This window comes from Elusimicrobium simillimum (assembly GCF_049639735.1).
In the GTDB taxonomy this organism is placed as follows: domain Bacteria; phylum Elusimicrobiota; class Elusimicrobia; order Elusimicrobiales; family Elusimicrobiaceae; genus Elusimicrobium; species Elusimicrobium simillimum.
The window spans coordinates 349,501-361,473 of the sequence record NZ_JBEVVA010000003.1; the positions used below are offsets into that span (position 1 = coordinate 349,501).

Annotated in this window: 14 protein-coding genes and 1 tRNA gene; 9 read left to right on the forward strand and 6 right to left on the reverse strand. The window is 43.5% G+C overall.

Going from position 1 to position 11,973, the window contains the following annotated elements; all coding sequences use genetic code 11:
• Window positions 1-51: 51 nt before the first annotated feature.
• Window positions 52-333 carry a YtxH domain-containing protein gene (locus AAIR98_RS02285; RefSeq protein ID WP_423970631.1) on the reverse strand — a complete coding sequence of 94 codons (282 nt, stop codon included), beginning with the start codon at window positions 331-333 and terminating at the stop codon, window positions 52-54.
• An 81-nt stretch (window positions 334-414) separates the two neighbouring features.
• Here AAIR98_RS02285 and gltA point away from each other — a divergent pair, with 81 nt between their 5' ends.
• The 3 genes from gltA to AAIR98_RS02300 are packed head-to-tail and all read left to right on the forward strand — an operon-like array spanning window position 415 to window position 3,671.
• Window positions 415-1,800: an NADPH-dependent glutamate synthase gene (gene gltA, locus AAIR98_RS02290; RefSeq protein ID WP_423970632.1), complete on the forward strand. Its 1,386-nt coding sequence runs from the start codon at window positions 415-417 to the stop codon at window positions 1,798-1,800.
• Between the two features lie 12 nt (window positions 1,801-1,812).
• Window positions 1,813-2,670 carry a sulfide/dihydroorotate dehydrogenase-like FAD/NAD-binding protein gene (locus AAIR98_RS02295; RefSeq protein ID WP_423970633.1) on the forward strand — a complete coding sequence of 286 codons (858 nt, stop codon included), beginning with the start codon at window positions 1,813-1,815 and terminating at the stop codon, window positions 2,668-2,670.
• Entirely contained in the window at window positions 2,649-3,671 is a 1,023-nt protein-coding gene (locus AAIR98_RS02300; RefSeq protein WP_423970634.1) for a squalene/phytoene synthase family protein, read from the forward strand. Before AAIR98_RS02295 ends, AAIR98_RS02300 begins: the two co-directional genes overlap by 22 nt.
• A gap of 31 nt (window positions 3,672-3,702) precedes the next feature.
• Here the strand turns inward: AAIR98_RS02300 and AAIR98_RS02305 are convergent, their stop codons facing one another.
• From AAIR98_RS02305 to AAIR98_RS02325, 5 genes are read right to left on the reverse strand one after another with little or no spacing between them, the layout of a single operon-like run.
• Complete coding sequence (locus AAIR98_RS02305; RefSeq protein ID WP_423970635.1) at window positions 3,703-3,987, reverse strand: RDD family protein; 285 nt, start codon at window positions 3,985-3,987, stop codon at window positions 3,703-3,705.
• 50 nt (window positions 3,988-4,037) lie between these two features.
• On the reverse strand, window positions 4,038-5,105 hold the full coding sequence (locus tag AAIR98_RS02310; RefSeq protein WP_423970636.1) for an AI-2E family transporter: 1,068 nt from the start codon (window positions 5,103-5,105) through the stop codon (window positions 4,038-4,040).
• Between the two features lie 5 nt (window positions 5,106-5,110).
• Complete coding sequence (locus AAIR98_RS02315) at window positions 5,111-5,632, reverse strand: hypothetical protein (RefSeq protein ID WP_423970637.1); 522 nt, start codon at window positions 5,630-5,632, stop codon at window positions 5,111-5,113.
• Window position 5,633: 1 nt separating this feature from the next.
• Complete coding sequence (locus AAIR98_RS02320) at window positions 5,634-6,386, reverse strand: sensor histidine kinase (RefSeq protein WP_423970638.1); 753 nt, start codon at window positions 6,384-6,386, stop codon at window positions 5,634-5,636.
• Window positions 6,387-6,393: 7 nt separating this feature from the next.
• Window positions 6,394-7,233 carry a hypothetical protein gene (locus AAIR98_RS02325; protein WP_423970639.1) on the reverse strand — a complete coding sequence of 280 codons (840 nt, stop codon included), beginning with the start codon at window positions 7,231-7,233 and terminating at the stop codon, window positions 6,394-6,396.
• Between the two features lie 39 nt (window positions 7,234-7,272).
• On the opposite strand from AAIR98_RS02325, the gene AAIR98_RS02330 reads away from it, so the two are divergent.
• The 6 genes from AAIR98_RS02330 (at window position 7,273) to AAIR98_RS02355 (ending at window position 11,849) form a co-directional block, all read left to right on the forward strand.
• Entirely contained in the window at window positions 7,273-8,445 is a 1,173-nt protein-coding gene (locus AAIR98_RS02330; protein WP_423970640.1) for a metallophosphoesterase, read from the forward strand.
• A gap of 66 nt (window positions 8,446-8,511) precedes the next feature.
• Window positions 8,512-8,585 (forward strand) — tRNA-Gln (locus tag AAIR98_RS02335).
• Between the two features lie 344 nt (window positions 8,586-8,929).
• Window positions 8,930-9,826, forward strand: coding sequence for a M23 family metallopeptidase (locus AAIR98_RS02340; RefSeq protein WP_423970641.1), 897 nt, complete (start codon window positions 8,930-8,932; stop codon window positions 9,824-9,826).
• Between the two features lie 27 nt (window positions 9,827-9,853).
• Entirely contained in the window at window positions 9,854-10,237 is a 384-nt protein-coding gene (locus AAIR98_RS02345; protein ID WP_423970642.1) for a bactofilin family protein, read from the forward strand.
• Between the two features lie 8 nt (window positions 10,238-10,245).
• Complete coding sequence (locus tag AAIR98_RS02350; RefSeq protein WP_423970643.1) at window positions 10,246-10,932, forward strand: SurA N-terminal domain-containing protein; 687 nt, start codon at window positions 10,246-10,248, stop codon at window positions 10,930-10,932.
• Window positions 10,933-10,934: 2 nt separating this feature from the next.
• Window positions 10,935-11,849 carry a PfkB family carbohydrate kinase gene (locus tag AAIR98_RS02355; protein ID WP_423970644.1) on the forward strand — a complete coding sequence of 305 codons (915 nt, stop codon included), beginning with the start codon at window positions 10,935-10,937 and terminating at the stop codon, window positions 11,847-11,849.
• Window positions 11,850-11,973: the final 124 nt, after the last annotated feature.

Sequence of the window (11,973 nt, forward strand, 5' to 3'; positions counted from 1 at the left end):
GATTATAAAAAGGCAGAAAAAAGCCCGCAAATTTTTGCGGGCTTTAAATATTTAGTTATTTTCATTGTCTAAAACAGCTTCCGCTATTTCTTCTTTTATCTGGTTAATCTTTTTATTTACAGCCTTTTTCTTTTTAGCCAGCTTTTTTTCAATTTCTTCTTTAATCTCTTCCAGCTTTTCCTGGTTGTCGTCCCACTTGTCTTCGGCCCAGTCTTTAATTCTTTCTCTGGTTTCTTCACCGCTTTTGGGTGCAAGTAAGAGGCCTACCGCCGCGCCGATAATACCCCCCAGGATAAACGCGCCCAAGACGCCGGTTTCATTTCTGTTTGACATATAACCCTCCTGTTAATTTCTTTGTAAATATATTATTATGTTTATATTATACCCAAATTTACGCTTAAAAAGAGGAGTTTTATGGCAAATCCATCAGCCCCCAGACAAAAAGGGCAACATCAGGACCCTAAAGAAAGAATTAAAAATTTTGATTCAGTAGTAAAAGGCCTAACGGCCGAAGAAGCCAAGGCGGAGGCTGCAAGATGCTTAAACTGTAAAAACGCCAAATGCCAGGCAGCATGCCCGGTAAACGTGCAGATACCGGCGTTTATATCACTTTTATTAGAGGGTAAATTGGCCGAGTCCGTAAGCAAAATTATGGAAACCAGCCTTTTGCCTGCCATTTGCGGCCGTGTATGCCCGCAAGAGCACCACTGCGAGGGCGCCTGTATACTTAACGGCAAGTTTGAACCTGTTGCCGTAGGTTTGCTTGAAAGATATGTAGCTGACACAGCCAGAGCGGAAGGCATTTTAAAAGCGCCTACCCCGGCCCCCGCCACAGGTAAAAGGGTTGCCTGCGTTGGCAGCGGCCCGTCATCGCTTTCCGCCGCGGCCGAGCTTAAACGCGCCGGGCATGAAGTTATAGTTTATGAGGCGCTGCATGATTTTGGCGGCGTGCTTTCCTACGGTATACCGTCTTTCAGATTACCAAGAGAAGTTATTAAAAAAGAGGTTGATACCGTTAAATCAATGGGCGTTGTGTTTGAGCCCAACGTTCTTATAGGCAGCACAATAGCGGTGGAAGAACTGGCAAAAGAATTTGACGCTGTTTATATAGGCAGCGGCGCGGGCCTGCCGATAATGGCCGAAATACCGGGCGAAAACATGGTCGGCGTTTACAGCGCCAATGAGTTTTTAACTAGAGTTAACCTGATGAAAGCCTTTGACTTCCCGCAGTTTGACACACCTATAAGAGTAGGCAAAAAGGTAATAGTGCTTGGCGGCGGCAACAGCGCTATGGACGCCGCGCGCTGCGCCATGCGTTTAGGGCCTGAGAGCGTAACGGTAGTTTACCGCCGCAGCCAGGACGAAATGCCCGCCCGTGTGGAAGAAGTGGAAAACGCTATGGAAGAGGGTATTAAATTTGAGTTCCTTACCGTACAAAAAGAAATTTTAGGCGATGACAAAGGTTATGTTAAAGCCATAAAATGCGGCCGCAATAAACTTGGCGAACCTGACGCAAGCGGCAGGCGCAAACCCGTAGCGGTAGAAAACAGTGACTTTTTAATGGAAGCGGACACTATTATAGTAGCCATAGGTCAGCGCCCTAACCCCATTATCCCCCGCAATACGCCCGAACTTAAAGTAACGCCAAGAGGCGTTGTTGAAGCGACGGAGTTTGGCGAAACGTCTATGAAAGGCGTATTTGCCGGCGGCGATATTATACGCGGCGGCGCCACGGTGCTTAAGGCTATGAAAGACGGTATTATAGCCGCTAAAAAAATGAACGAATATTTGAGCAAATAAGAGGAAAATTAAATGCAGAAAAACCAAATTGTTTCCAAACAAAATTTATCGGCCGATATTGTGCGCTTTGAAATTTACAACCCGCATATAGCGCAAAAGGCCAAAGCCGGCCAATTTGTAATTTTGAAACAGGGCGAGTACGGCGAAAGAGTGCCCGTAACATTAGTAGACTGGGACGCTAAAAAAGGCACTATAGTAGTAATTATACAGGCCATAGGCAAATCTACCGCTTTGTTTAACTCTCTTAACGAGGGCGACTGCTTTACCGCTGTTTTGGGCCCCTTAGGCATGCCTGTTGAAATTAAAAACTACGGCACTGTCGCCGTTATAGGCGGCGGCGTAGGCATAGCCGAGGTTTACCCCATTGCCAAAGCGCTTAAAGAGGCGGGCAATGAGGTAATTTCTATTTTAGGCGCCAGAAGCAAAGGTCTTTTAATTTTAGAGCAGGAAATGCAGAACACCTGTTCCGAAACCGTTTGCAGTACAGACGACGGTACGCATGGTGAAAAAGGTTTGGTAACAGACGTTATTAAAAAGCTTGTGCAAAGCGGCAAAAAAATTGACGCCGGTTTTGTAATAGGCCCCATACCTATGATGAAATTTAGCTGTTTGTTAATGACTGAGCTTGGCATAAAACCCTATGCCAGCCTTAACCCCATTATTTTAGACGGCACAGGCATGTGCGGCTGCTGCCGCGTAACAGTAGGCGGCGAGACAAAGTTTGCCTGCGTGGACGGCCCTATGTTTGAGGGCGACAAAGTTGACTTTAACGAGCTTGGCCGCCGCACCGCCGAGTACAAAGCGCAGGAAGCCGACAGCCTTGCCAGACATAAAGAAGAAGGTCACGTTTGCAAAGTTGGGCTGCACTAATGACGGCGGCCGAGCGCAAACTAAATACTTTGCTTAAAAAAACAGGCAGAACCTTGCAGCTTAGCGCCGCGGTTCTGCCTGAAAGCATTAGGTGGGTATTTACGGTTGCGTACCTGTTTTGCCGCTGCGCCGATACTGTGGCCGATACTGACCTTATTAATAAAGAAAGAAAAGAATTTTGGATAGAAAGCTTCCCGCAGTTATTTAAAAACTCTGACATTAGCGCGCTTAAAGAGCTGGCGCTTGAGGTAAACTCCGCCTCTTTACATAAAGACGAAAGGGCGCTGCTGGAGCATATTGATATTTGTGTGGACGTGTTTAATACTTTCACGGCAGAAGATAAAGAACTTGTAATAGGCATAGTAAAAAAAGTATGTGAAGGCATGTTGTTTGATTTAAACAAATTCGGCGCAGAACTTACCACGCTTAAAACAGTGGACGAGCTGGAATATTACTGCGACACCATGGGCGGCGCGCCGGGCGTATTTTGGAGCAGGCTTATTTTGAAATGTACCGCTGTTAATATGGAAGACAAGGCTTTTGTAAACAAAGGCCGCAATATAGGCCGCGCGTTACAAATAGTAAATATTTTACGTGATTTTACGCATGACCTTAACATTGGCAGAGTATATTTCCCGCAGGAAGATTTAGAAAAATTTGATTTAAGCATAACAGATATTTGCGCCGGCAAAAGCGTAAAAAATATGTTTTTTAAATGGATAAACTGGGGCGTTAACCATATTGAGGCCGCGCCTGAGTTTTACAGCGCCATGGGGCGCGTGAACTGGCGGCTTAGAGTGTCTGTAGCGTGGCCGGTTATATGGACGCTGGATAATTTTATTTTACTTTCCTGCACAAACCCGCTTAAGCAAAAATTAAGGATAAATAAAAAAGATATTTATAAAACTATGTTTTTGAGCCCGTTGTATTTAATATCTAACAGCGTTTTTAAGAGTATGGTTGATAGAAGAATAAAAAAGATAAGAGATATTACAAAATAAAGCCCGCTTAAGTTTTAGCGGGCTTTAAAATTTATTTTTGATTTACCTTTAACTTCATTACAATCTTACCTAAAGAAGCCCGTTTTGAAGAACTTTCCATAACGGCGAAATACACCAGTGTCAGTATACTGCCAGTGTAAAACCCGACGTTTTGTATAGTAGTCATGGTTTCAATGTCTATTATCTCAGCCCCGCTGGAAGCCAGCATAAGCCCCGCTATAAACGCTATTATAAAAGAACTTATAAAAACTATTACAAACATTACCGCAGCGTCAATTAAGTACGCTAAAAATATTTTCCAAAACCCCGGTTTCATAATATACCCCCTTTTTAATAATCTAACTGTAAAAGCAGATAAATCAACCGTTAGCTTGGCATTCTGCCGGCCATAAGCTCGGCTATAGGTTTGGTGAGTTCAAATTTGCTCATAACAACTTGTATAGCCGCGGTCATAGGCACCGCTAAAAACGCGCCCGCCACGCCCCATATGAGCGACCAAAATACAAGCACGCATATAACAGTTACCGGGTGCATGTCAGTGCCGCTGCCCATAATCTTAGGTTCTAATATATTGCCTATTATAAACTGTGTGGCTATGCATAGCGACATAATTACCACAAACTTAGGCCCCAGCCCGTACTGCAGAAAAATAACAGGTATGGGCAGCATTACCGCCACTATAGAGCCTACGTTAGGAATATAGTTAAGCAAAAAGGTTATTACGCCAAACATAAACGCCATTTCTACCTTAAAAGCAGCCAGTATTATCCATACCACTATGCCTGTGCCCAAAGAGACAATAGTTTTTGCGGTTATATAAAAGGAAATTTTTGACTGTATTTCCTGCGCGGATTTATGGGCCTCTTTAGGCTGCTCAGCTTCTTTTTCAGAAGAGGAATTATTGCCCACAAAGAAAAACAACAATATTATTATTACTAAAAATGTTTTTACCGTAAGCGATAACAGCGTGCCGCCCACTCCTTTTACAAAGTTAAATACAGGCAAGTTGGCCAGGGTTTCCATAATAGAGGCGCTGTTAACATGAATATCATAAGTTGCCATAAGCTGCGTAACCCAGTTGGTAAGAGAGAGCAGTTTTTCTTTATAAGCGTCTATTCCGCTTATAAAACTGCCTATTGAGTTTGATATAAAAATAACCACAAAGGTAAGTACGGTGGTTATAAGTAAAAACGTAACCCCCAGCACCAGGAGCCTGGGCAATTTGGTTTTTTTGGTGGCGTATCTTAAAAAAGGCGCCATAACAGTGTAGATAAGCACCGATATTACAAACGGTATAGCTACAGAGCGTGTGAATATAAGCGTATATGCCACCGCGACGGAGGCCAGTATAATAAGACAAACGGTGTTAACCTGCGAAGAGGTTACGCTTCTTCTTGCCATTTCTTTTACAGTTTCTTTTGTGGTTTGTTCCATACTTTTTAGTAGCGTCTGCTACTCCCCTTTGTTTCTAAAGTTTTGCTAAGCTCTCTTGCCATAAAAAGTATTTTGCTGGCAAGCTTGTCTAAATTTAACGAGGCCGCTTCCAGTAGCCATATGTTTAATTTTAAAGGCGACGCTTTTACCACGGGGTACAGGTAGCCGAACTGTGTCGCAACCTCATCTATAGCGCGGGTAATAACGCGGGCTTTTATGTTAAGCGTTTTCACTTCCAGGCCGTATTCTTCGGCTATTTCTTTTTTATTAAACTGTCTTAATTTGTCGCGTGTAGTTGTCCAAAATTCTTCCATATTATTGGAAAAATCAAAAAAATCTTTAGCCATGGTGTTAAAATCCAACTCCAGCGTTTCATCGCGCACGGGTATATTTTTTTTAATTTGCGCGGACACCATTTCCAGGCGCGGCGACATGTTGGACATTTGTTGTGATATCGCGCCAATGGTGTTTCTCATATCGTCCAGGCGGGCAAGAGTCGCTTCAAAAAATTTATAAATTTCTGTCATATTAATTAGGCAGGGTTAAAGAAAATACGGAGCCTAACCCCACGTCGCTTACTACGCTGATGGACGCTTCGTGCAGGTCCATAACTCTTTTAACAAAAGGCAGGCCAAGGCCCCAGCCTTCCACCTGTCCGGTAAAAAATTCGTCCACCTGGTAAAATCTGTCAAAAATTCTGCTGACTTCACCGGGGCGTATGCCGGAGCCGTTGTCTTTAACGGATATCGAAATATTGCTGCTGTGTTTAAGGCAGTAGATTTTGGTAATTTTTTCAACGTTTTTATTGAATTTTACGGCGTTTAAAACCAATTCTCTTAAGGCGGATTTTAACAGCGTTTCATTACCCATAACGGTAATATCGGAGGGACAGTTTATTTCTATTCTTATATTTCCAAAAATTATGTGGTCGCCTTTTATAAGCAGCGTGGTCTCGGCCGGCGCGTCTTCAAGCGTTAACGCGCTTTTAGCCGCGTCAAAAATAATTTCTCTTACGTTAAGCGGGGTTTTTGTTATGTCTTGCGCTTTCATGTCATCGGCTTTGCCAAACATGAGCAGGCGGTCTATAAGGTCGGCCAGGTTTTTGCCCTGCTTATTTATTTCCTCAATAGCCTTGGCGGTAAACGGGGACAACTTTTCCTTGTCTTTTTGAAACAAAACAGCGTCCGAGTACCCGTTTATAATAGACAGCGGGGTACGCAGTTTGTGTGATATCAAAGATATTATCCTTGCGCCTATATCCTCTTTTTTATCGTTAAGCATATATCCTCTAGAACGCGGCGCTTAAAGATATTCTAAAAATATCTCTCTTGCTGCCGCCTCTGCAAATAATATGGTTATAACCTATGTCGCCTTTAAATCTTTTGCCTATGGGGAAGTCATTTCCTACTAAAATAGAATGTTCCGGCCTGGTTGTATAGTACTCAATAAATGAATATGACAGGTAAATATTGGCGCCTTTTTCAAGCATGCGGGTGAATGTTGTGCCAACCGAGTATTTGGGCAGCTGGTTAATAAAATCAAAGGTGTTGATATTTGCTATCTGGTTTTGGTCTAAAATACTTTTTACTTTGTTAACGCCGCTTATTCCGTTGGTATACTGGTAGGCGCTGCCGTTAACGCCAAAAAAGAACGCGTTAAAAAAGTTTTTTCTAAGAGCGAGGTAGTAACCTATTTCGCCCATATTCTTTCTTTTATCGCCGGAGTCGGTGGAAATGTCGGCCTTTTGGTTTGCGTAAGAAACAGCCAGGTGCGCCTGAGTGTATTTATCGTCAACAACATTGTTTTCCATAGCCAAAAGCAAATGGGCCGACGCGCCAAAAGCGTACAGGTCATCAGCTTTTGTTGTTGCAAAAGGGCTTAATGTAATTTGCATCCAGTCGTCCGTATGCACCAGCGGCGCGGAGAACATAAGTATTTTGTCTTTAATATCGTCATGGTCTATATAAGACGCTTCCAGCCCCATAGCAAAGCGTGTGGTAATGGGGGCTACTACCGACAAATCATTTCTCATAAAGTCAGAATTTATAAAAAACGAGTCGCTAACTTTAAGCGCGTGCAAATTAGCGGCGGCTAAAAATAAAGAAAGTATAACTGTTAATTTTTTCATATATAAATAGATTAGCAAATTTTATAGTAAAATAAGAATATGAAAAAAATAATTATACCCGTTTTTCTGTTAATTTCCCTTAATCTTGCAGCGGCGCAGATTGTGCGCGGCCCGTATGTGGAAAACCCTACCCTTACCTCCGCCACCGTAAAATGGACTACGGACGCGCCGGCCGTTTCGTGGTTGGAATACGGCCCCGCCCCCAAGTGTGACCAAATTATGGCGATTTCCCCGGAAGGCACAGACCATAAAATAGAATTGTTCGGTTTGGTTGCAAATAAAGATTTTTGCTACAAAGTTTACGCTCAAAACAATGAAGGCGCAGGCGTGCAAACCCCGGTATCAGGCACGTTTAAAACATTATACAGCCCTGAACGCAAGATTGTTAAGTTTGTAATTTTCGGCAATACTGCGGGCGGCGAGGTGCTGGCGCCGGCTTTGGTAGAAAAACTACAAAAGCATAATCCCGATTTTTATATTCATACGGGTGATTTGATTTCCACGGGCTCCGCGTCGGACGCGGATAAAGAATTTTTTGCCCCGTATGCTGAGCTCTTTAGAAAAGCGCCCATGTTTATAGCCGTTGGCGAGAAGGAATACGGCCCTGAAAGGGACAAAAAAGAGGCCCGCCTGTTTTTCCGCCAAAATTATACCAAACTGCACACAATGACATGGAGCAAAGGCACCCCCAATTATTATTATTTTGACACGGCAAACGCGCGTTTTTTCTTTTTAGACACATCTTTTGCCAACGGGGCGGTTAACGCGCCCGCTATAGACAAAGACAGCGCGCAATACGCCTGGCTCAGAACCTCGTTAGCCTCTACCGAGGCGGGTAAATGGAAAATAGCCGTTATGCACGCCCCCGCTTACTCCTCTGGCGCCAAAGGTTCTAACTTGGCTGTAAGAGACACATTTTCAACTTTATTTGAATATTATGGGGTAAAGGTGGTATTTCAGGGGGATGAGTTTAACTATGAACGTGTTTTCCCTGTTAAAAACGGTGTTGAGCATATTAATGGCGTGCCCTATATCACATTTGGCACAGGCGCCGCGCCCGAACTTACCAAACGTGAATTTAAAGAACCTTGGACGGCCCGTTTCCTTTCTTCCCAAGTTTACGGCGTGGGTGAAATTGTTGACCGCAAACTTACTTTAACAGTTTATAATTTAGAAGATAAAGTTATAGAAACTGTCGAAATTTACCTCTAAGCTTCACAAAAACACTTAAAAAATGGTAAAATTAGTTATAGTTAGTTCAGTTTTACACAATTTTATTTCGGGATGGTGAAATGGTATCACAGGCGCCTCTGGAGCGCTTATTCTAGGTTCGAATCCTAGTCCCGAAACCATATTTAAAACAAACACCCGCACAAAAGTGCGGGTGTTTGTTTTAAATATGGTTTCGGGACTTTGCGCTTCGCGGTCCTTGCAGGACGGCTTTCGCTTCGCGTCCCGGGCAGTCGCTCTCTGCGTTCGCTCAGTTTTCATCAGCGGTTTAAATTTTCTTCAGATTTTGGCGGATTTTTTATTTTTCTACTTCCACCACACCCACCGTGTTCCCGCACCAAGTGTGGTGGAAGTAGAAAAATAAAAAATCCACTCAAACTCTTGTGAAAATTTTCTTCTATAACGGCACTTATATTAATATTTATTAATACTGCCGTTTATTTGATTATTATGATAAAATAAATTTATGCTTAACTTCCTCTCTAAACTGTTAAAAGAACGTGTGGATATTGTTATTATGCCGCGCACTATGGGGTCGCATAAAATAAAGACCAGGTTTTCTACCATAATCATAGTTCTTTTAGTATGGGCGGTAAGCGTTATAGGTTCTTGCGTAATTTTAGTTAAAAGTTACGACTACAGCCTTACCCGCGCGGATAACCAGCTTTTAAAAGCCAAGCTGGCCATTATAGGGGAAGAACTTGAACGCGGGCGTAAACTGCTTAAACAGACGGAAGACTCTGACCGCCAAATAAGGCAAATGATAGGCATGCCCCCGGGTAAAGCAATACCATTACCGGGCTCAGAAGAGGAAAAGCTTAATTTTGAAAAGATTTTCGCACGCGGCAGCGGCGACATTAACGAAGACGAATACAAAGAATACCTTGAGGGTATAGAAACAGCTGCTGCGGCGCGTATAGCAAGTTATACGGAAATTGTGTGGTATTACGCTAATAAGAAAAATACCATTAACGCCACCCCGTCAATCAGGCCTTCAAAAGGCAGAATTACTTCGGGTTACGGGTACCGTATGTCACCGTTTGGCGCCCCAACAGGCGCGCAGCATAAAGGTTTAGACTTTGCCGATAAGCCCGACAGCCCCATTGTGGTAACAGCTGACGGCGTGGTAAGGCACACGGGCTGGGCCAGCGGTTTTGGCCAGGCGGTACTGGTTGACCATGGGTTTGGCTACTCTACGCTTTACGGCCACGTTACGGGTATTACCGTAAAGGCCGGCGACGTTGTAAAACGCGGCGATAAAATTGCTACTATGGGCACCACGGGCCGTTCAACCGGCGTGCATTTACATTATGAAGTATGGTTAAACGGCAACCCTGTTGACCCTAAAAAATATCTTGACTAAATAATAAAGAAGGCGGAGGATGTTAATATGAGTTTTCTTAAAAAAAATACAGATTTTACTTCCGGGGAGCATATCTCCATAATCAGTGCGGAATGTTACTTTCAGGGCACACTTAATGTGCAGGGCTCGCTTCGTGTGGACGGGCGTTTAAACGGTTCCGTTGATAACGCCAGGCACATTGTTGTGGGCGCCGAAGGCAGCGTAGAGGGCGACCTTAGCGCGGCGGCCATAATAGTAAGCGGCAAAGTAAAAGGCAATATTTGCGCCGACGAGTTGGACGTTTTAAGCACCGCCGATATTAAAGGCGATATACGCGCCGGAAAAATTATTGTGGAAGAGGGCGCCACATTAAACGGCATGGTAGTAGTAGCCCCCATAGAAGCAAAAGAAGAAACCAAAATTAAAAAATAGAGGACCACATGATATCTTTACTCGGCAAATACAAAAAAATAATTTTAGTAGTTGTAATATCTTGTTTTTTAGGCAGTATTTTTTACTTAGGTTACGGCGCGGTGTCCGGCAGCGTTAACGCCAACTCAACGGTAGCTATTGTAGGGACGGAAAATATTCCCGCTTACCAGTATAACCGCTTATTAAGAGCGCAGGAAATGCAGTTTAGAAGCCTGGGTATTGACATGGAAGAGAATACACTCAACTTCTTAAAACAGCGCGTTTTACAAACACTTCTTTTTGAAAGCGCCATGGTGCAGACCGCGGCCAAATACGGTTTGTTTGTGTCTGACTATGAACTTGCCTCTACCATACATTCTTCACCGTCGTTTAACTTTAATGGTCTTTTTGACAAAAAAGCTTATGTGTGGACGGTGCGCAACCAGCTTGGCATGACGACCGAAGAGTACGAAAACCAAGAACGCAGAAATATTCTTATGAACAGAATGGGGCAGATGGTTGTGTCGGCATTTAAAACAACTCCGCAGGAACTTAAATATAATTTTAAATCACAGTACGGTTCGGTAAAAGATTTTGACAAAAAAGCGGCGGAATTTACGCCCACGGTAATGGAAACAAAAGCACTTGCCGCGCAAAACTTTTTTCTCTCAGATTATAATTCTAACAATAACGTCAAAGTTTTATTACAGGAGTAACCGTGCAACACGTTTTAGTAGTGGGCGTTATAGGCTTTGATTCTATTACCAACTGCCGCGGCCGCGTAGAGCAGGTTTTGGGCGGCTCCGCGCCGTATTCGGCGGTGTCCTCAAGCTACTTTTCCAAAACGCATCTTGTAGGCGTGGTGGGGGATGATTTTAAAGATGAGCACCGCAGTCATTTTAAAAAACGCGGCGTTGATATAGACGGCGTGCAAACAGTAGACGGCAAGACATTTTTTTGGGCTGCAGAGTATGACAAAGACTTTAAAAACGCTTTTACCAAAGTTACCGACCTTAACGTATACGCGGGCTTCAAGCCTGTAGTAATCCCGCAGTATAAACACATTAAACACGCTTTTTTGGCCAACCTTGACCCTGAAATGCAGCTAAGCCTTATTAAGCAAATGCCTAAGCGCGAGCTTATTACCTGCGACACTATGAACTATTGGATAAACTCCAATCTGCCGGCGGTAAAAAAGGTTATTAAACAAACCGATATTTTGTTTGTAAGCGAGTCTGAGGCAAGGTTACTTACGGGTGAGTACAATTTAATTAAAGCCGGTAAAGACATTTTAAAAATGGGCGCTAAGCACGTTATTATTAAGCTGGGCCCCAACGGCGCTATGCTGGTAAGCCCTCTTGGTTTGGCGCAGTTGCCGCCGGTACTGGTTGAGGATATTTACGATACCACCGGCGCGGGGGACACCTTTGGCGGCGCTTTCACAGGTTTTTTAGCTAATAAGAAAAATTGGAATAATCTTACCGCAATCAAATCCGCCATGGCGGTAGGCACGGTTATGGCCAGTTTTGCTATAGAAAGCTTTAGCATAGACCGCTTGGCGCACCTTAAACAAGGCGAGATTAACAAGCGTCTTACAAGTTATATTAAAGCGCAGTGTAATTTTAAGTTTTAATAAGTAATACTGACTTAACGGGCAAACAAAGGTTACTGCGTTTGCCCGTTTTTTAATGCAATAAAAATTAAATTTAAGCGTTGTATTGGTGTAAGGGTTTTAAACCCGCACCCAAGGGGTCATG